The sequence below is a fragment of the Defluviimonas sp. D31 genome (assembly GCF_033436765.1).
In the GTDB taxonomy this organism is placed as follows: Bacteria; Pseudomonadota; Alphaproteobacteria; order Rhodobacterales; family Rhodobacteraceae; genus Albidovulum.
The window spans coordinates 50,324-67,665 of record NZ_JAWQFN010000006.1 but is presented as its reverse complement, the minus strand read 5'-3'; the positions used below and the strand labels follow the sequence as shown (position 1 = coordinate 67,665).

20 protein-coding genes are annotated in these 17,342 nt (G+C 69.6%); 6 read left to right on the top strand and 14 right to left on the bottom strand.

What is annotated here, in order from left to right; translation table 11 throughout:
• Window positions 1–109 precede the first annotated feature (109 nt).
• Window positions 110–1,201 (top strand): helix-turn-helix transcriptional regulator, encoded by a 1,092-nt coding sequence (locus R5H32_RS12265; RefSeq protein WP_318338973.1) that lies wholly within the window; start codon window positions 110–112, stop codon window positions 1,199–1,201.
• A gap of 3 nt (window positions 1,202–1,204) precedes the next feature.
• The gene (locus tag R5H32_RS12260) at window positions 1,205–2,431 is read left to right on the top strand and encodes an FAD-dependent monooxygenase (protein WP_318338972.1); all 1,227 of its coding nucleotides are present in this window, start codon (window positions 1,205–1,207) and stop codon (window positions 2,429–2,431) included.
• Window positions 2,432–2,467: 36 nt separating this feature from the next.
• Here R5H32_RS12260 and R5H32_RS12255 read toward each other — a convergent pair whose 3' ends face one another.
• Both R5H32_RS12255 and R5H32_RS12250 read right to left on the bottom strand, forming a co-directional pair.
• Window positions 2,468–2,656 (bottom strand): hypothetical protein, encoded by a 189-nt coding sequence (locus tag R5H32_RS12255; RefSeq protein WP_318338971.1) that lies wholly within the window; start codon window positions 2,654–2,656, stop codon window positions 2,468–2,470.
• Window positions 2,657–2,795: 139 nt separating this feature from the next.
• Entirely contained in the window at window positions 2,796–3,758 is a 963-nt protein-coding gene (locus R5H32_RS12250; RefSeq protein ID WP_318338970.1) for a LysR family transcriptional regulator, read from the bottom strand.
• Window positions 3,759–3,890: 132 nt separating this feature from the next.
• On the opposite strand from R5H32_RS12250, the gene R5H32_RS12245 reads away from it, so the two are divergent.
• Window positions 3,891–4,205, top strand: coding sequence for a hypothetical protein (locus R5H32_RS12245; RefSeq protein WP_318338969.1), 315 nt, complete (start codon window positions 3,891–3,893; stop codon window positions 4,203–4,205).
• Window positions 4,206–4,238: 33 nt separating this feature from the next.
• On the opposite strand, the gene R5H32_RS12240 is transcribed toward R5H32_RS12245, so the two are convergent.
• The 5 genes from R5H32_RS12240 to dapD form a co-directional block, all read right to left on the bottom strand.
• Window positions 4,239–4,421 (bottom strand): Trm112 family protein, encoded by a 183-nt coding sequence (locus tag R5H32_RS12240; protein WP_318338968.1) that lies wholly within the window; start codon window positions 4,419–4,421, stop codon window positions 4,239–4,241.
• Window positions 4,418–5,056 (bottom strand): LON peptidase substrate-binding domain-containing protein, encoded by a 639-nt coding sequence (locus tag R5H32_RS12235; RefSeq protein WP_318338967.1) that lies wholly within the window; start codon window positions 5,054–5,056, stop codon window positions 4,418–4,420. Before R5H32_RS12235 ends, R5H32_RS12240 begins: the two co-directional genes overlap by 4 nt.
• 27 nt (window positions 5,057–5,083) lie before the next feature.
• Window positions 5,084–5,992, bottom strand: a complete 909-nt coding sequence (gene trxA, locus R5H32_RS12230) for a thioredoxin (RefSeq protein WP_318338966.1) — start codon at window positions 5,990–5,992, stop codon at window positions 5,084–5,086.
• 142 nt (window positions 5,993–6,134) lie between these two features.
• A complete protein-coding gene (locus R5H32_RS12225) occupies window positions 6,135–6,467 on the bottom strand; it encodes a hypothetical protein (protein ID WP_318338965.1) in 333 nt (110 codons plus the stop codon).
• A gap of 82 nt (window positions 6,468–6,549) precedes the next feature.
• Window positions 6,550–7,377, bottom strand: a complete 828-nt coding sequence (dapD, locus tag R5H32_RS12220) for a 2,3,4,5-tetrahydropyridine-2,6-dicarboxylate N-succinyltransferase (protein ID WP_318338964.1) — start codon at window positions 7,375–7,377, stop codon at window positions 6,550–6,552.
• A 167-nt stretch (window positions 7,378–7,544) separates the two neighbouring features.
• Here dapD and R5H32_RS12215 point away from each other — a divergent pair, with 167 nt between their 5' ends.
• Entirely contained in the window at window positions 7,545–8,411 is an 867-nt protein-coding gene (locus R5H32_RS12215; RefSeq protein ID WP_318338963.1) for a TIGR00730 family Rossman fold protein, read from the top strand.
• Between the two features lie 9 nt (window positions 8,412–8,420).
• Here the strand turns inward: R5H32_RS12215 and R5H32_RS12210 are convergent, their stop codons facing one another.
• The 5 genes from R5H32_RS12210 to R5H32_RS12190 all read right to left on the bottom strand — a co-directional run bounded on the left by R5H32_RS12210 (window position 8,421) and on the right by R5H32_RS12190 (window position 13,047).
• The gene (locus tag R5H32_RS12210) at window positions 8,421–9,992 is read right to left on the bottom strand and encodes a 5-guanidino-2-oxopentanoate decarboxylase (protein WP_318338962.1); all 1,572 of its coding nucleotides are present in this window, start codon (window positions 9,990–9,992) and stop codon (window positions 8,421–8,423) included.
• 2 nt (window positions 9,993–9,994) lie between these two features.
• Window positions 9,995–11,179: a pyridoxal phosphate-dependent aminotransferase gene (locus R5H32_RS12205; protein ID WP_318338961.1), complete on the bottom strand. Its 1,185-nt coding sequence runs from the start codon at window positions 11,177–11,179 to the stop codon at window positions 9,995–9,997.
• A complete protein-coding gene (locus tag R5H32_RS12200) occupies window positions 11,176–11,820 on the bottom strand; it encodes a TetR/AcrR family transcriptional regulator (protein WP_318338960.1) in 645 nt (214 codons plus the stop codon). The genes R5H32_RS12205 and R5H32_RS12200 overlap by 4 nt, the downstream gene beginning before the upstream one ends.
• A gap of 92 nt (window positions 11,821–11,912) precedes the next feature.
• The gene (locus tag R5H32_RS12195) at window positions 11,913–12,734 is read right to left on the bottom strand and encodes a methyltransferase domain-containing protein (RefSeq protein WP_318338959.1); all 822 of its coding nucleotides are present in this window, start codon (window positions 12,732–12,734) and stop codon (window positions 11,913–11,915) included.
• Between the two features lie 67 nt (window positions 12,735–12,801).
• Complete coding sequence (locus R5H32_RS12190) at window positions 12,802–13,047, bottom strand: hypothetical protein (RefSeq protein WP_318338958.1); 246 nt, start codon at window positions 13,045–13,047, stop codon at window positions 12,802–12,804.
• A 79-nt stretch (window positions 13,048–13,126) separates the two neighbouring features.
• On the opposite strand from R5H32_RS12190, the gene R5H32_RS12185 reads away from it, so the two are divergent.
• Together R5H32_RS12185 and R5H32_RS12180 are read left to right on the top strand one after the other, a co-directional pair.
• Window positions 13,127–13,840: a helix-turn-helix transcriptional regulator gene (locus R5H32_RS12185; protein WP_318338957.1), complete on the top strand. Its 714-nt coding sequence runs from the start codon at window positions 13,127–13,129 to the stop codon at window positions 13,838–13,840.
• A 91-nt stretch (window positions 13,841–13,931) separates the two neighbouring features.
• Window positions 13,932–15,296, top strand: a complete 1,365-nt coding sequence (locus R5H32_RS12180; RefSeq protein WP_318338956.1) for a tetratricopeptide repeat protein — start codon at window positions 13,932–13,934, stop codon at window positions 15,294–15,296.
• 5 nt (window positions 15,297–15,301) lie between these two features.
• Here the strand turns inward: R5H32_RS12180 and pncB are convergent, their stop codons facing one another.
• A complete protein-coding gene (pncB, locus tag R5H32_RS12175) occupies window positions 15,302–16,594 on the bottom strand; it encodes a nicotinate phosphoribosyltransferase (protein ID WP_318338955.1) in 1,293 nt (430 codons plus the stop codon).
• Complete coding sequence (pncA, locus tag R5H32_RS12170) at window positions 16,595–17,203, bottom strand: bifunctional nicotinamidase/pyrazinamidase (RefSeq protein ID WP_318338954.1); 609 nt, start codon at window positions 17,201–17,203, stop codon at window positions 16,595–16,597. It lies immediately after the preceding gene.
• Window positions 17,204–17,342 lie beyond the last annotated feature (139 nt).

Sequence of the window (17,342 nt, the reverse complement as noted above, 5' to 3'; positions counted from 1 at the left end):
ATGCCCGCTGGGGAGGAACTATCGACATGGCTAGCACGGCGCTCGACTTGACCGTTTACATCCGGTGCCGGTGCACGCAGAATCTTGTCGCATCAGGATAAGTCATGGCATGTGGAAAATGGTCGTCAGGGCGCGCAGAAAGACCGATCCGAAATTCACGCGGGCGGCGCTGCTGATCCCGTTCGCAACCGCCTTCGCCCGGCGTGGCGGTCAAGCCGAGGATGTCGTGCTTGGCAACCAACTTCCACTCGAAGCCTTGACGAATCCTCAACTTCTGATCGAGGCCTCCACGCTCTACGCCGCCATCGAGAACATGGCGGCGGTGCTAGGCGATCCCTATTTCGGCGCCACCGTGGCGGTCGAGGTGGCGCATCACGGCACCCCGGTGCTCCGGGATGCCGCGCACGACGCCGTGACGCTCGGCGATTTCCTCTCGCGGGCGGTGACGGAGGTCGCGGCGCAGTTCGACAACGTCCGCTATTCCCTTCACGTCACGGCCGACGCCGCCAGCTTCGAGATCCAGCGCACGCTGCGCGTGTCCGGAGCCTTGAAGCAGATCGACGCGATCGTCGTCTGCTTCTATGTCACCGTGTTCAGGCTCGGCCTCGGCGCGGGCTTCGATCCGAAGCGCCTCATCGTCACCGCGCCGAGCCGGGACGCGGTGCCGCCGGGTTTCCTGCCACGGTCGGCCTTCATCACGTCGCCGATCAACGGTTTGCGCATCAGTTTTCCGACCGAGTGGCTCACGCGGCCATTCAAGCTCGACTGGGCGCTGGCCGAGATATCGCGGGGCGAGTTCGGCGACGATCCCGGCGCGGCGACGACCGTCGCGTATTTCCGGAACCTCGTGGCCGAGAACCTGGAGCACACGGACCCGCTCGCGCAGTTCGCGCGGAACTGCGGGATGCATCCGCGCCGCATCCAGCGGCTGCTCGCGGCCCAGGGGACCTCGTACCGCCGGATCAGGGACGAGGCGCGGCGGAGCCTCGCGGTGAAGCTCGTGTCGGAAAGCCGGATCCCGTTTGCCGAGATCGCGCAGCGGGTCGGGTTTTCCAGCCTGCCGGCGCTGGACCGGGCGTTCCGGCAGTGGACCGGCAAGACCCCGACGGCATTTCGCGCCGAGAGCCTCATGGCGGATCCCGGCGCCGCCGGGGCCGGGAATGTGACGCATGGACAATCCCGCGCCGGAGCGGATAGTTGAGCCATGACCTACGATGCGGACGTGATCATTACCGGCGGCGGGCTGAACGGCCCGGCACTCGGGCTTGCGCTGGCGCAGGCGGGGCTGAAGGTCGCGGTGATCGACGCCCAGCCGGCGCGGGCGCGGGCCGAGAGTAATTTCGACGGCCGCGCCTATGCGCTCGCCATCGCCTCGAAGCGGCTTCTGGCGGCGATCGGCGTGTGGGACCGGGTCGCGGCCGAGGCCCAGCCGATCCTGGAGATCAAGGCGAGCGACGGGCGGCCCGGCGAGGGCCCCGCGCCGTTCTTCCTGCATTTCGAGGCGGCCGAGATCGAGGAAGGCCCGATGGGCTTCATGCTGGAGGACCGGCACCTCTATGCCGCCTTCCTCGCCGCGATGGAGGCGGAAGCGAACCTCACCCACCTGCCCGCCACCACCGTGACCGCGCAGGAGGCGGGGCCGGCCGGGATCGCGGTGACGCTCTCGGACGGCAGGACGCTGACGTCGCGGGTGCTCGCGGGCTGCGACGGGCGCGCCTCGGGCACCGCGGTCCGGGCCGGGATCAGCCGCACCGGCTGGGGCTACGGCCAGACCGCGATCGTCTGCGCGGTGGCGCATGAGCGCCCGCATGGCGGCATCGCGCAGCAGTTCTTCATGCCCTCGGGGCCGCTGGCGATCCTGCCGCTGAAGGGCAACCGCTCCTCCATCGTCTGGAGCGAGACCGATGCCGCCGCCCGCGCCATCGCCGAGCTGAACGACGCCGACTTCCTCGAGGTGCTGCGGCCGCGCTTTGGCGACTTCCTCGGCGAGATCGAGCTGGCGGGCGGACGCTTCACCTATCCGCTGAACCTCACGCTCGCGACGAGCTACACCGCGCCGCGGCTGGCGCTCGTCGGCGACGCGGCGCACGGGGTTCATCCGATCGCGGGACAGGGGCTCAACCTCGGGTTCCGCGACGCCGGCGCGCTGGCCGAGGTGCTGGTCGACGCCCATCGCCGCGGCGAGGATATCGGCGCGGGCGACGTGCTCGACCGCTACCAGAGCTGGCGGCGCTTCGACGCGACCACGCTGGCGCTTGGCATGGACGGGGTGAACCGGCTGTTTTCCAATGACAACCCGCTCCTGCGCGCGGCCCGCGATGTCGGCATGGGGCTCGTCGGCAGCGTGCCGGGCCTGCGCCGCGCCTTCATCCGCCAGGCGGCGGGGCTCGCGGGCGATCCGCCGCGGCTGCTGCGCGGGCAGAGGCTCTGAGGCCGGACGCGCGGGCGTTCCGCCAGAATCCCGCTATCAGGCGTTGAGCAGCGCGTGGAGGCGGCGGAGTACGCCGGGCCGCTTCGCGAGATCGACGGTATCGGACCAGAGATCCTGCAGTTCGCGAATGGCTTCGTCACGCGCTTCTTCCGCGCCGGGATAGTGCGGCGGAACGAAGGGGCCGCTGACAACTGCAAGGTGGGACGCTTGGCCTTCAAGTTTCATCACCAGTCTCCTCAGACTGTCATCTCGGTTAACGCTGCGCCCGAATCCCGGCATTGGGATGGCAGGACCATGCCGGCCGTGGTGCCATTTTGCGGCCCATTGCGGCGGCGCCGGCCGCGTGGACGGCTCGATCCGGCGGTCAGGTCGCCTCGCGCGGCAGGAGGTTCCAGGCCGATGTCTTGCCGCGAAGCCCGCCCCAGAGATCGGCCTCGGCGCCGAGCGCCTCGTAGAGGAACGCCATCATCGCCCGGACCCTTGCGGCGTTGCGCAGGTCGGGATGGGTCAGCACCCAGAGCTCCATGTCGAGGTTGCGGATCGGGTCCGAGATCCGCAGGAGCCGGGGGTCGGCGTCGCCAACATAGCAGGGCAGGAAGGTGAGCCCGAGCCCCTCGGCGGCGGCGTTCTGGACCGCGCGCGAGGCGCGGCACTGGAAGACCGCGCGGTCCTCGCCCTCCTCCCTCGTCTTCCAGACGGTCGGCACGAGCCAGGGTGCCGTGCCCTCGATCAGGCAGAACGGATGCTCGGCGAGCGGGCGGTCGGGAGCGGACGTGATATAGTTCTCGGTCGCGTAGAGCGCGAAGCGGAAGGCGCAGATCTTGCGGCCGAAGCTCGTCTCGGGCGGGGCCCTGGTGGCGCGGATCGCGATCTCGGCCTCGCGGCGGTTGAGGTCGAGCGCGCCGTGGCCGGGGGTCACGTCGATCTGGATGTCGGGGTGGTCGGCGAGGAAGCGCGCGACGAGGCCGGGCGCGTGATCCTCGGCGAAGGCCTCGGGGCAGGTGATCCGCAGCCGCCCGCTCAGCCGCGCGTCCTGGCCGAAGACCTCGAGGCCGAGCGCGTGAAACTCGCCCTCGATCCGCTCGGCATAGCCCATCGCGGTGCGCCCCGCATCGGTCATCATGTAGCCGTGGTCGAAGCGGTCGAAGAACCGCACGCCGGTCTTTTCCTCGATCGCGTTGATGTTGCGGAAGACGGTGCTGTGGGTCTTGCCGAGAAGCCGCGCGGCACCGGAGAGGCTCTGGGCCCGGCAGATCGCGAGGATGATCGCGAGATCGCTCCATTCGAGCGCGCGCCGCGTGTCCTGCAAGTCGGTGGTCTTGGGCATCGTCCGGGGCCTGTCCATTCCTGCAAACCGGGCTTTCGGGATTGGCGAATTCCCGGTCGCCCCCGAGCATGGCAGGTTTTTCCCAAGACCGGAACGGCCCGGTCGCCACCACCGAAACAAGGGAGAGAGATGATGTTCATCCAGTTCGTGCAGTTCGAAACGACGCTGACGGAAGCCGAGGTCATGGCGATTGCCGAGGAGCGCGCGCCGCAGTTCCGCGCCATCGAGGGGCTGGTGCAGAAGTTCTACCTGAAGCTCGACAAGCCCAACCACTACGGCGGGTTCTACATCTGGGCGTCGCGCGAGGCGATGGCGGCGTTCCGGCAATCCGAACTGGCCCGGACGATCCCCTCCGCCTACCGGGTCGTCGGCGCCCCGGATGTGGATATCCACGAGTTGCTCTTCCCGCTTCGCGACGACGCCGCGCTTGGCGACGAAGCCGCCTGACGCCTCGGCGCCGCCCCGGGGCGGCGCCTGCCCTCAGCCGAGCTTGCGCGCCTCGCTCACCAGCATGATCGGGATGCCGCCGCGGATCGGAAAGGCGAGGCCGGCGGGCTTGGAGATCAGCTCCTGGCGCTCGGCATCGTAGGAGAGCGGCGCCTGCGTCAGCGGACAGACCAGCGCCTCCAGCATCCGGCGGTCGACCTTCACCTCGTCGTTCATTGCATCATCTCCTCGCCGCCGCCGCGCAGCGCATATTCCATCAGCGTCACCAGCGTCTCGCGCCGGGTCGCGAGCGACGGCGCCTCGAGGAGCGCCTGCTTGTCCTCGGGCTCGAACGGGCAGAGCATCGAGAGCGAGTTGATCAGGAGCTCGTCCTCGGCATCCTTCAGGCTGTCCCAGTCGGTCGAGAGCTGCTCGGCCTCGAAGAAGCGGCGCAGGAGCGCGAGGAAATCGTCGCGGTCGAAGCCCGCGTCACGCTCGGCCGGGCCGCGGTCACGGGAAAAGCCGTCCCAGCCGACCTCGGCCGAGAGATAGGGGGAAAAGCCCGATATCTCGCGCTTGAGCCGGAAGCGCGAGACGCCGGTGAGCGTGATCATGTAGCGCCCGTCATCGGTCTCGGAAAAGCCGGTCACGCGCCCGGCGCAGCCGATCGCGGCCAGGAGCGGCTGGCCGTCGGGGCCGGGGCGCGGCTGGATCATCCCGATCAGCCGGTGGCGGGTCTTCAGCGTGTCCTCGAGCATCGCGAGATAGCGCGGCTCGAAGATCTGAAGGGGCAGCCGGGCGCGGGGCAACAGAAGCGCCCCCGGCAGCGGGAAGAGCGGAATCTTGTCCGGCAGGTCGCCATGGAGCTTCATGCACCCGATCCTAGCGGCTTGGCATCCTCAGGCAAAGATCATCGACGAGAGTTTCCGGCGGCCCTTGAGCACGATCGGGTCGGTCGGCTTCAAGGCCTCGAAGATGGTGAAGAGCTGCGCCTTCGCCGCGCCGTCGTTCCACTCGCGGTCGCGGCGGAACAGTTCCAGAAGCTCCTCGACCGCACCCTCGACCTTGCCGGCGGCATGGAGCGCCTGGGCGAGGTCGAACCGCGCCTGGTGGTCGTCGGGATGCGAGAGCACCCGGTCGAGCAGTTCCGCGACCGGCCCGGCGCTGGCGGCCTGCCGGGCGAGCGCGAGCTGCGCGCGGGCGGCGTCGATCTCGGCCGTGTTGGCGATCGCGGCCGGCACCGCAGAGAGCAGCCCCTCGGCCTCGGCCTCGTTGCCGACGGCGAGATGGGCGCGCACCAGCCCGCCATAGGCGCGGGCGTTCTCCGGCTCCTCGCCGAGGATCGCGGCGAAGGTCTCGGCGGCGTCGGCCGCAGCCCCTTCGGCAAGCATCTGCTCGGCGGCGTCGAGCGCCTCGGACAGCCCGCCGTCCCCGGCGAGCCCGGTGAGCCGGTCGACGAAGGCCTTGATCTCGGAGCCCTGGACCGCGCCCTGGAACCCGTCCACCGGCTTGCCCTCCCAGAAGGCGTAGACCGTCGGGATCGACTGGATGCGCAGCTGCGCCGCGATCATCTGGTTCTCGTCCACGTTGACCTTGGCCATGCGGACCTTGCCCTTGGCCGCGGTCACCGCGGCCTCAAGCGCCGGCCCGAGCGTCTTGCAAGGCCCGCACCAGGGCGCCCAGAAGTCGACGATCACCGGAACCTCGCGGCTCGCCTCGATGACTTCCTTCATGAAATCCGCCTCGGTCACGTCGCGGATCAGGTCCCCGGCCGCCGGAGCGTCCTGTTTCTGGCCGAATTCGAGCATGTCTGCCCCCGTTGTCTCGTGTCGCCCCCTATATGAGCGCCCGGAGGCGAAAGGCCAAGGGGCATCCCGCCCCCCGGCACGATCTTCGTCTTGACCGGAACATCCCCGCCGGAGGCATCCGCCGCCCGGCCTGGGCGATGGCTCAGCCCTTGTCGAAGAACGGCGTCACCTGCGCCACGATCACCGAGTTCTCGGCGAGCGCGCGCTCCATCAGCGCGCGCTCGTCGTCCTCGATCTCGTGGCCCTGGGCCGCGCGTTCCTCGGCGGTGCCGTAGCCGGTGACGTCCAGCGGCGCCATGTCGGCCTGCTTGAGGATCGCCACCGTCTCCCGCACCGCCTCGTCCTCGTCCACGCCCGAGGCATAGATCATCAGCGCCGCGCCACTCGCGCCCTTGGGCAACCCGTCGCCGGCCTTGCGGCCGACCTCGACCACGAGGGTGTAGACCTGCTGGGGTCGTTTCGGCTTGTCGGTCATTTTGCTCTCCAACCGCGCCTACCGAAAATCCTTCAAGGATTTTCGGGAAGAAAATTACTGAATTTTCTTCCCGCGCCCGGCCTCAGTCGCGCAGGAGATCGTTGATCGAGGTCTTGGCCCGGGTCTGGGCGTCGACCTTCTTCACGATCACCGCGCAGTAGAGGTTGATACCGCCCTTCGAGGGCATCGAACCCGCGACCACGACCGACCCCGCCGGCACCTCGCCGTAGAAGACGTCGCCGGTCTCGCGGTCGACGATCTTCGTCGACTTGCCGATGAAGACGCCCATGCCGAGGACCGAGCCCTCGCGGATGATGCAGCCCTCGACGACTTCCGACCGGGCGCCGATGAAGCAGTTGTCCTCGATGATCGTCGGTCCAGCCTGCATCGGCTCCAGCACGCCGCCGATGCCGACGCCGCCGGAAAGGTGGACGTTCTTGCCGATCTGCGCGCAGGAGCCGACGGTGGCCCAGCCGTCGACCATGGACCCTTCATCGACATAGGCGCCGATGTTGACGAAGGAGGGCATCAGCACCACGCCCTTGCCGATGAAGGCCGAGCGGCGGACGATCGAGCCGGGCACCGCGCGGAAGCCCGCGGCGCGCCATTCATGCTCGCCCCAGCCGTGGAACTTGGACGGCACCTTGTCCCACCAGGTGGTGCCGCCGTTGCCGCCGGAGATCGGCTCCATGTCGTTGAGCCGGAACGAGAGAAGCACCGCCTTCTTGGCCCACTGGTTCACATGCCAGTTGCCGTCGGCCTGACGCTCTGCAACGCGGAGCGTGCCGCTGTCGAGCGCGGTCAGCGTCGCCTCGATCGCCTCGCGGGTTTCGCCCCCGGTCGCGGTCGTGATCGTGTCGCGCGCCTCCCAGGCGGCTTCGATGGCGGTCTCAAGTGCGGCATTGGACATGGGCGTTCCCTCGGAATCTGACGTCGCGTGACCATGGCCTATAGGGCGGCTCGGCCCGCGAAGCAATGCGACCATGCGCGTCACAGTTGCGCCATCTTGCGCGGCCATGCTGGCATCCAGCCTGCAAAGGGGCTACGCCTTAGGGTAACAGGACCTCGAGGACGCTCATGAAAGAAGATCCCCGCCGCCACCCGTTTCGCCACAGCCACCAGGATGTGGAGACCGCCGACCGCATTCCCGACACGCCGCAGACGCGGGCGCCGGCCTACCGGCTCGCCTTCACCGATCCCGACTTCATGTGCCGCGAGGAACTGCGCCCCGTGCGGCTGCAGCTCGAGCTTCTGAAGCCGCAGATGATCATGGACGAGCGCGGCATCGAGTCGACGATCGTGATGATGGGCAGCGCGCGGATCCCTGATCCGACCGGCACCGCCGAGCAGCCCGAGCCGCCTGTCATCGAGACCGCCGCGGGCGGCAAGACCGAGGCGGCGACCGGCGCGGCGGCGCTTGCGAAATGGTACGCCGAGGCGCGCAAGCTCGCCCGGATCATGACCGAGAAGAGCCTCAGGAGCTACGGCCGCGAGGACGTGATCGTGACCGGCGGCGGCCCCGGCATCATGGAGGCCGGGAACCGCGGCGCGATGGATGCGGGCGGCCATTCGATCGGCCTCAACATCGTGCTGCCGCACGAGCAGGCGCCGAACGTCTATGTGACGCCCGACCTCTGCTTCAACTTCCACTACTTCGCGATCCGCAAGATGCATTTCCTGATGCGCGCGAAGGCGATCTGCATCTTCCCCGGCGGTTTCGGCACATTGGACGAGATGTTCGAGAGCCTGACGCTGATCCAGACCGGGCGGATGAAGAAGGTGCCGTTCCTACTGTTCGGCCGCGCCTTCTGGGACAGCATCATCAATTGGCAGGCCCTGGCCGAGGCCGGCACGATCTCGCCCGAGGACCTTGGCCTCTTCTCCTTCGTCGAAAGCGCCGAGGAGGCGGTGGAGATCATCGAGGGCTGGAAGAACGGCGGCTAGGCCGCCAGTTCAACCCACCTCGATCTCGATCATCACCGGCCCGTCAGGGCGGCGCAGGTCCTTCAGCGCCGCGGCCACCGCCTCGGGCGTCATCGGAACGCGGGCGAAGGGCATGGCGCAGGACTGCGCTACGGCGGCGAAGTCGGGCGGCGTCGGGTGGCAGCCGGTGACGGCGACGCCCACATTCGCCATTGAGTCCGCGATCTCCTGATAGGCGTGGTTGTTCCAGATCAGGAAGGCGATCGGCAGCTTCTCGTCCACCGCCGTCATCAGCTCGGGCAGCGAGAACTGGGCGCCGCCGTCGCCGGCGAGGCAGACGACCGGCGCGTCGGGATCGGCGAGCGCTGCGCCGATCGCGGCGGGGATCGCGAAGCCGAGCGCGCCGAAGCCGGTCGCGGCGTTGAACCAGCCGCCGGGGCGGTCGTGGTCGTAAATCAGGTTGCCGGCGTAGATCGCCTGCGTCGAGTCGCCGACGAAGATCGCGCCCGGAACCGTGTCGCGGACCGCTTCGAGGATGGCGAGTTGCGGCAGCATCACCGGGTCGAGCCCGGCGCGGGCGGCTTCGAGCGCCTCAGCCGCGCGCGTCGCGCCGTCACGGGGCGCCCGTTCCGGCAGCGCCCCGGTCAGCGCCGGCAGCACCGCCTCGGCATGGCCCCGGAGCGCGATCTCGGCCGGGTGGAGGGCAAGCTGCCCGGCCGAGATGTCGATCCGGACGAGCCGCGCCGGGACCGGCATCGCGCCGCCATACATCTCGTAATCGGTGGGGCCGAACTCGGTGCCGACGGCGAGCACGACGTCGGCGGCGCGGATCAGGTCGCGCACCGCATCGAGGCAGGGGCTCGCGGGCACCGCGAGCGGGTGGCGGTGCATCAGGCCACGGGCGTTCACGGTCTGCACCACAGGGGCGTCGAGCCGTTCGGCAAGCGCGGTGAGCGCGCCGTCGGCCTGCTTCGCGCCGCCGCCGGCGAGGATCAGCGGGCGCGCGGCTTGGCCGAGCGCCGCGGCGGCGCGGCGGATCGCGTCGGGATCGGGCAGCACCGGCGCGGCATCGGCCGGCGCGGGGACCGGGAGCGCGGGCAGACCCATCACGTCGAGCGGCACCTCGATATGGGCCGGGCCGGGCCGGTCGGAGGCGAAGCCCGCGAAGGCGCGGTCTAGGGCCGGGGCCAGCGCCTCGGCGCTTTCCACACGGTCGGCGGTACGGGCGACGAGCGCGGTCAGCCCGAGCTGGTCGGGCAGTTCGTGGAGGCAGCCGAGGCCACGCCCCAGCGTCGCTCGCCGGTTCACGCCCGAGATCACCAGCATCGGCACCGAATCCGCCCGCGCCTGGCCCATCGGCGTCAGCGTGTTCGTGACCCCCGGCCCGGTGATCACGAAGGCGACGCCGGGCTTGCCCGAGACGCGGGCAAAGCCGTCGGCCATGAACCCCGCCCCCTGTTCGTGGCGCGGGGTGACGTGGCGGATCGAGGATCCTGCAAGCCCGCGATAGAGCTCCACCGTGTGGACGCCGGGGATGCCGAAGACCACGTCGACTCCGCGCGCCTCGAGGGCGCGGACCAAAGCTTCACCAATCGTCGTCAATTTCAGGCTCCTATCCGGCACTTGGCGTTGGCATGGGTCACGATCCGGTCGCAGGCGCGCCGGAAGCGGTCGTCATCGACGGTGAGCGCCACACGGACCCAGCCGGCGAGCGACTGGCCGAAGGCCGAGCCCGGCATCACCGCGACCCCGGATTCGATCAGGTCGAGCGCGTAGTCGCGGTCGCTCATGCCGGTGGCGGCGACGTCGATCAGCGCGAACATGCCCGCCTCGGGGCGGTGGACGCGGAGCCGCGTCTCCTGCGTGAGCCGTTCGGCGAGGTATTTCGCCCGCGCCGCGAAGCGGTGGCGCATCCCTGCGGCGGCCTCCGAGGGGCCGGAGACCGCGAGCGCGGTCATGTCTGCGATGAAGGGCTGGTTGCCGAAGAGCATGGATTCCGACAGGGGCAGCAGCCGTTCGGTGAAGGCGGCGGAGCCGATGCACCAGCCGGAGCGGAAGCCGGGCGCGGCATGGGACTTGGAGATCGAGGAGACCACGACGACCCGCTCGGCGAGATCGGCGCGCGCGAGCGGCGAGGTGAAGGCGACGCCGTCGAAGACAAGCTCCTCGTAGACCTCGTCGACGATCAGCCAGAGATCGTGGGCGACCGCGAGCCGGCCGATGGCGTCGATATCCTCGGGGCGGAGCACCGCGCCGGTCGGGTTGTGCGGCGTGTTGAGGAGCACCGCCCGCGTCTGCGGCGTGATCCGGGCCGCGATGTCCTCGGCGGCGATGCGGAAGCCGCGCTCGGACCGGAGCGGCACCGGCACGAGCGCAGCACCGCTCGCGGCGACCACGCCCTCGTAGGTCGCGTACATCGGGTCGCCGACGAGAACCTCGGTGTCGGGCTCGGCGAGGCCCATCAGGACGGCGTAGAGCGCGGTCTGGGTGCCGGGGAAGCAGAGCACCTGATCGGCGCCGATCGGGCGGCCGGCGCTTTCCGTGTAGCGCGCGGCGAGCGCCTCGCGCAGCCCCTCCTCGCCGCGGCCGCTGGAATACTGGGTGCGGCCGGCGCGCATCGCCGCGGTGGCCGCCTCGATCAGCTCGGCGGGGGCGGCCACGTCGGGATTGCCGATCGTCAGCTCGATCACGTCATGACCCTGCCGGGCGCGGGCGCGGGCATGGGCGTGGATCTCCCATTTCGCGCCTCCGAGACCGGAGAGGCGGTCGAGAACCGGGGAATATTTCATAGGGACGCCTCATCGCGCAAAAGGGAAAGACCAAGGATCGCGCCGACCGAAGCGCGGGCGATCCCTTCAAGTTCACCGGACCCGAAGGCCTCGGGCAGCGCACCGCCTTCGAGCCAGAGACCGTCGATCACCGCGTTGCAGGCGATGGCGAGGCGGCGCGCCTCGGCCTCGGGCACGGGCCGGCCGGATTCGGCCAGCGCGTCGGAGAGAAGCCGTTGCAGGCGCTCGCGGTAGCGCAGGTAGCTGTCGCGGTGGGTGGCGTGCATCGCCGGGACGCGGCGGATCATGTGGATGAAGCCGGCCCAGAGCGACACCGCGCGCGGATCGGCGACCGGCGGCGTGACCGAGCCCGCGACGAAATGCGCGAGCCGCGCCCGCGCCGTGCCGGCACCGCCGGCGGAGGCCTCGGAGGCTTCGGTCTGGGCCTGCATATGCGCCTCGTAGGCGGCGTTGACGAGCTCTTCCTTGGTCGAGAAATAGTGCCGGATCATGCCCTGGGTGAGCCCCGCCTCGGCGGCGATCGCCCGCACCGTGGCGGCCTGCGGACCGGCCTCGGCGATCAGTTCCAGCGTCGCGCGGATCAGCGCCGCCCGACGGCTGTCGGGATCCTCGCGGGTGAAGCTGCGGCGCGGTTCGGACATCGGCTCCCCGGATTCGGTGCGGAAATTATACGCTTGCATAATTACCGGAACCGGAGGCGGCCACAACCGGAATCTGCGCCCCTCTGAAGCGGTCAGGCGGGGCGGAACAGATAGGTGTAGTAGTTGCTCGATCCGAAGAACACGCCCTCTTCCGAGGCGGCGAGTTGCGCGTCGGCCCAGGCGTTGGCCTCGGCCTCGGTCACGACGCCCGAGCGCGGCCCGAGCACGCGGAACCCCTCGACCGCGCTGACCCAGAAATCGGCGCGGCCGGCCTCGGTGAGGACATAGGAGAACATGCCGTCGAGCACGAGGCCGTGGCGCCTGGCGATCCGCGGCATCTGGCGCAGCACCCGCGGCTGGGTGACGAGCGCCTCGATCACCCGGTCGGAGTTCTGCCGCGACTGCACGGGGTCCGCCTCCTCGAAGGTGAGCGAGGCATAGTCGCCGTCATAGATCGCGATCCGCCCCCCCGGCCGGACCACGCGCGCCATCTCGCTCAGAACCGCGCCGGGATCGTCGAGATGGCTGAAGAGTGTGTGGGCGATGACGGCGTCGTAGCTGGCGTCGGCGAGGTTCAGCGAGTGGGTGTCGCCGGCCTCGAACCGGACCCGTTCGCCTGCGCCCTCGGCATCCGCGAGACGGCGCGCTGCCGACACGAGGTAGTCGCTGAGGTCGATGCCGTGGCAGGTGCCGACGAAATCCGGCCGGGCGCAGATCCGCCGCGAGACGAGGCCGGTGCCGCAGCCTAGATCAAGGACCGTGGCCGCGGCGTCGATCTCCATCGCGTCGAGATAGTCGTCGAGCATGCCGACGAACTCGGCGTTCTCTCCGCGCGCCTCGAGCCGTGCCACCATCACGTCGAGCGTCGCCTCGTCGAGCCGGTCGGTGCCGTTCCAGGGATCGGTTCCAGCCATTCTTGCCCCTCCTTCGCGGTTTCGGTCAGGGAGAAGGATAGCACGAAGCGCCGCCTTCCCGGCGCCCTCAGTGCCGCGCGGGGCCGCGGCGGCGCACGGAAAGCGCGTGACGGATAGAGGCGATGGCCCTGGCGATGGCCGCGCGCAGGCGGCGGCGGCGGGCAGCGACAACCGCGCGGCGGCAGAGCCGTGCCTGCGCGTCGCGGCGCGCGCGGTACTGGTCGAGGAGCACGTCGCGGCGCGACGGGGCGACGCCGCCGCGGCGCGGTTCCGACAGATGGCGAAGGTGGAGATCGGTGTCGTCGTAGAGCATGACATTTCCTTTCCGGAAGGATTTCCGACGACGATCCTAGACGGTTGAGCGATGCCAACATTTCGGGTAAAACCGAAACATGAACGGACTCACCGCCATTGCCGAGGTTGCCTGGCTGATCGGCGATCCGGCCCGCGCCAACATCCTCTACGCGCTGAGGGACGACGGCCATGTCTCGGCCGGCGACCTCGCGGAAGTGGCCGGGCTCGCGCCCTCGACGACGAGCGGCCATCTCGCGCGGCTGGCCGAGGCCGGGCTGGTGCGGATCGACGCGCGCGGGCGAAAGCGCTTCTACAGCCTCGGCGACCCGGCGGTGGCGGAGATCCTCGAAGGCATCGAGGCGCTGGTGCGCAGGCTGTCGGACCGGGAACCGGAGCCCCTGCCCTGGGACCGGGGCCGGGTGCATTCGCGGATGTGCCTCGACCATCTCGCCGGGCGGCTCGGCGGGCAGCTTGCGGGCGCGGCGATCGGCAAGGACTACATCCGCCATTCGGCGCGCGGCCTCGCGCTGACCGGGACCGGCGCGGCCTGGCTCGGGGCGCTCGGCGTCGACGTCGCCCGGATCGAGGCCGAGCCGCGGCGGTTCCTAGGGCTCTGTCCCGACTGGTCGCGGCAGACGACGCATATCGGCGGCGCGGTCGGCGCGGCGATCTTCCGCGGCCTCGTCGGCACCGGCTGGCTCAGGCGCGAGCCGGGTTCGGACCGTGTGGCGGTCACGCCGAAGGGCGTGGCGGGGTTCCGGTCGGAGTTCGGGCTGGATCTGAGAGAAGCGGCGGCCGGCGGCGCGGCCTAACCCGGCGTGAGGCTGGCCAAGCCACCCCGTTCCGCCTAATGCTTCAAGGACAAAGCCGGACTTCCCGCCATCGCCTGCGAGGATCGACGCCATGTATCTTGACGCCAGAGGACTTGTTCTTTCGACCAAAAGCGGACAGGCCGCGACCGCCTTCGACCATCTTGTCGCCGGCTACCTGACCCAGCGGGCCGATGCCGGCGAGCGGCTCGAGGCGGTGCTGGCCGCCGATCCGGATTTCGCGCTGGCGCAGTGCATGAAGGGCTATTTCGCGATGCTCGCCTTCAAGGAGGCGATGGTGCCCACCGCCGCCGAGCAGGCCCGCAAGGCGGCGGCGCTCTGCACGGACGTCACCGAGCGCGAGCGCAGCCATGTCGCGGCGCTGGCCGCCTGGGCGGAGGGCGACCTCGACCGAGCGCTGGCGACCTGGGAGGCGATCCTGCGCGATCACCCGCTCGATGTTGTGGCCTTCCGTCTTGCGCATTTCCTCTACTTCTGGCTCGGCCGGCCGCAGGAGATGGTCGCGTCGGTCGACCGCGTGCTGCCGGCCTGGTCGGAGGAGGTTCCGAGCTATTCGGCGATGCTCGCCTGCCACGCCTTCGCGCATGAGGAGGTCGGCGACTATGTCGCGGCGGAGCCGTCCGGGCGCAGGGCGATCGAGCTCGATCCCGGCGACCTCTGGGCGGCCCATGCCGTCGCCCATGTGATGGAAAGTCAGGGCCGACGGAGCGAGGGCATCCGGTGGCTCACCGCGCTCGCGCCGAACTGGGAGGGCAGCCACAACATGCAGCACCACCTCTGGTGGCACTGCGCGCTCTTCAAGCTGGAATATGGCGACCATGCCGGGGTGCTGGAGCTTTACGATACCCGGTTCCGCAACCTCAACGCGCCGCTGACCGTCGCCTCCCCGGACGTCTATATCGACGTGCAGAACGCGGCCTCGATGCTGTTCCGGCTGCAGCGGCTCGGCGTTGATGTGGGAAACCGTTGGGTCGAGCTCGCCGACAAGGCCGAGGCGCGGATCGGCGACTGCGTGTCGGCCTTCACCCTGCCGCACTGGATGATGGCGCTAACGGCGACCGGCCGCACCGAGGCCGCCGGGCGCATGGTCGAGGCGATGCGCGGCTTCGCCAATGGACGCGGCACGCTGCCGCCGCTGGTGCGCGACTATGTGCTGCCGATCTCGGAGGCTTTGCTGGCCCATGCCGCCGGGCACCACGACAGGGCGGTCGAGCTGATGCGGCCCGCGCTTGGCGGGATGTATCAGCTTGGCGGCAGCCATGCCCAGCAGGACGTGCTGGAACAGCTTTTCGTCGATGCCGCGCTGAAGGCCGGGAGCCTCGACGACGTCCGCCTCGTCGTGGAGCGCGTCGCCGGGCGCCGGGCGATCCCGCCGGAACGGTTCCTCGGCTGGCGCGAGGCGGCAAGGCGCGCCGACCTGACGGCACCGCCGGCCTGAGCAAGTCAGACGATGACGTCGATCGCTTCCTGATCGCCGACGCCGAAGACCCGCTTGTAGCGGGCGATCTGGTCGGCCGGCCCCATCGCCTTCCGCGGATTGTCGGAGAGCTTCACCGTCGGCCGCCCCTCGGCCGCCACCGCCTTGCAGACGAGGCTGAACGGCGCCAGCGTGTCGCCCGGCGTGAGGCCGCGGAAATCGTTGGTGAGAAGCGTGCCCCAGCCGAAGGAGACCCGGACCTTGCCGGCGAAGCGGGCGTGCAGTTCCTCGATCTTCTCGACGTCGAGCCCGTCCGAGAAGATCACCAGCTTCTGGGTCGGATCCTCGCCGCGCTCCTTCCACCAGCGGATCGCGGTCTCGGCGCCGGTCGCGGGATCGCCGCTGTCGATGCGGATCCCGGTCCAGCCGGCGAGCCAGTCGGGCGCACGCTTGAGGAAGCCCTCGGTGCCGTAGGTGTCGGGCAGGATGATCCGCAGGTTGCCGGAATGCTCCTCGTGCCAGTCGGCGAGCACCCGGTAGGGGGCCTTGGCGAGATCCTCGTCGGTCTCGGCCAGCGCGGAATAGACCATCGGCAGTTCATGCGCGTTGGTGCCGATCGCCTCGATGTCGCGGCGCATCGCGATGCGGCAGTTCGAGGTGCCGACGAAGGCCTCGCCCAGCCCCTCGATCATCGCCTGCACGCACCAGTCCTGCCAGAGGAAGGAATGCCGACGGCGCGAGCCGAAATCGGCGATGCGCAGGCCCTCGATGGGCCGGAGCCGCTCGATCTTCTCCCAGAGCCGGGTCATGGCGCGGGCGTAGAGCACCTGCAGCTCGAACTTGCCCATCGTCGCGAGCACCGCGCGCGAGCGCAGTTCCATCAGGATCGCGAGCGCGGGGATCTCCCAGAGCATCACCTCGGGCCACTTGCCCTCGAAGGTCAGCTCGTACTGGTCGCCCTTGCGCTCGAGATGGTAGGGCGGCAGCCGCAGCGCCTCGAACCACTCCATGAAGGCGGGCGAGAACATCTGCCGCTTGCCGTAGAAGGTGTTTCCGCGGAGCCAGGTCGACTCGCCGCGCGTGAGCGAGAGCGAGCGGACATGGTCGAGCTGTTCCCTCAGTTCACCCTCGTCGATGAGCTTGGCGAGCGGGACCGACTTGGTGCGGTTGATGAGGCTGAAGGTGACGGTTGTGTCGGGCCGGTTCCGGTGCACCGACTGGCACATCAGGAGCTTGTAGAAATCGGTGTCGATGAGCGACCGGACGATCGGGTCGATCTTGAATGCGTGGTTGTAGACGCGGGTGGCGATGTCGACCATTCAGGCCTCCAGCCGCACACCGGCGGCACGCATGTCGGCGCGCGCCTTGGCGAGCGAGCCGTCGAGGTCAATGGCGCGACATGCGCCTTCGAGCACGGTGACGTTGAAGCCGAGCTTCGCCGCGTCGATCGCCGAATAGGCGACGCAGAAATCAGTGGCGAGGCCGACGAGCGTCAGGTCGGTGACGCCGCGCGTCCTGAGGTAACCTTCTAGGCCCGTGGGCGTGGCGTGGTCGTTCTCAAAGAAGGCGGAATAGCTGTCTATGGCGGCGCGGAAGCCCTTGCGGATCACGAGGTCGGCGAGGTCGGTGGCGAGGCCGGCATGGAAGGCGGCCCCGTCCGATCCCTGGACGCAATGGATGGGCCAGAGCACCTGCGGTCCGTAAGGCATCTCGGTCAGGCTGAAGGGTTCGGCGCCGGGATGGTTCGCGGCGAAGGAGGCGTGATCCTCGGGGTGCCAGTCCTGGGTCAGCACCTTGACCGCGAACTCGCCCATCAGCTCGTTGATGCGGGGGATGATCGCGTCGCCGTCGGCGACGGCAAGCGCGCCGCCGGGGCAGAAGTCGTTCTGCACGTCGATCACGATCAGGGCTTCGGTCTTCGGGCGCATCGCGGTCCCCTCTCCCTTGGCATTCCCTGTTGCTAGGCCGCGCCCGGTCTCAGGTCAATGGCCCGTGAGGGCGGCCATCTTGCGGCGCGGCGCGCGCTCTGCTACCTGCCGCCTCCCCACGAGACATCCGACAGGTTTC

Bases quoted from the DNA above. Each gene is read 5' to 3' on its own strand.
- R5H32_RS12260 (WP_318338972.1), top strand. From the start codon at position 1,205: ATGACCTACGATGCGGACGTGATCATTACCGGCGGCGGGCTGAACGGC.
- R5H32_RS12180 (WP_318338956.1), top strand. From the start codon at position 13,932: ATGTATCTTGACGCCAGAGGACTTGTTCTTTCGACCAAAAGCGGACAG.
- R5H32_RS12265 (WP_318338973.1), top strand. From the start codon at position 110: ATGTGGAAAATGGTCGTCAGGGCGCGCAGAAAGACCGATCCGAAATTC.
- R5H32_RS12235 (WP_318338967.1), bottom strand. From the start codon at position 5,056: ATGAAGCTCCATGGCGACCTGCCGGACAAGATTCCGCTCTTCCCGCTG.
- R5H32_RS12240 (WP_318338968.1), bottom strand. From the start codon at position 4,421: ATGAACGACGAGGTGAAGGTCGACCGCCGGATGCTGGAGGCGCTGGTC.
- R5H32_RS12245 (WP_318338969.1), top strand. From the start codon at position 3,891: ATGTTCATCCAGTTCGTGCAGTTCGAAACGACGCTGACGGAAGCCGAG.
- R5H32_RS12225 (WP_318338965.1), bottom strand. From the start codon at position 6,467: ATGACCGACAAGCCGAAACGACCCCAGCAGGTCTACACCCTCGTGGTC.
- dapD (WP_318338964.1), bottom strand. From the start codon at position 7,377: ATGTCCAATGCCGCACTTGAGACCGCCATCGAAGCCGCCTGGGAGGCG.
- R5H32_RS12255 (WP_318338971.1), bottom strand. From the start codon at position 2,656: ATGAAACTTGAAGGCCAAGCGTCCCACCTTGCAGTTGTCAGCGGCCCC.
- pncA (WP_318338954.1), bottom strand. From the start codon at position 17,203: ATGCGCCCGAAGACCGAAGCCCTGATCGTGATCGACGTGCAGAACGAC.
- R5H32_RS12200 (WP_318338960.1), bottom strand. From the start codon at position 11,820: ATGTCCGAACCGCGCCGCAGCTTCACCCGCGAGGATCCCGACAGCCGT.
- R5H32_RS12195 (WP_318338959.1), bottom strand. From the start codon at position 12,734: ATGGCTGGAACCGATCCCTGGAACGGCACCGACCGGCTCGACGAGGCG.
- trxA (WP_318338966.1), bottom strand. From the start codon at position 5,992: ATGCTCGAATTCGGCCAGAAACAGGACGCTCCGGCGGCCGGGGACCTG.
- R5H32_RS12185 (WP_318338957.1), top strand. From the start codon at position 13,127: ATGAACGGACTCACCGCCATTGCCGAGGTTGCCTGGCTGATCGGCGAT.
- R5H32_RS12190 (WP_318338958.1), bottom strand. From the start codon at position 13,047: ATGCTCTACGACGACACCGATCTCCACCTTCGCCATCTGTCGGAACCG.
- R5H32_RS12205 (WP_318338961.1), bottom strand. From the start codon at position 11,179: ATGAAATATTCCCCGGTTCTCGACCGCCTCTCCGGTCTCGGAGGCGCG.
- R5H32_RS12250 (WP_318338970.1), bottom strand. From the start codon at position 3,758: ATGCCCAAGACCACCGACTTGCAGGACACGCGGCGCGCGCTCGAATGG.
- R5H32_RS12215 (WP_318338963.1), top strand. From the start codon at position 7,545: ATGAAAGAAGATCCCCGCCGCCACCCGTTTCGCCACAGCCACCAGGAT.
- pncB (WP_318338955.1), bottom strand. From the start codon at position 16,594: ATGGTCGACATCGCCACCCGCGTCTACAACCACGCATTCAAGATCGAC.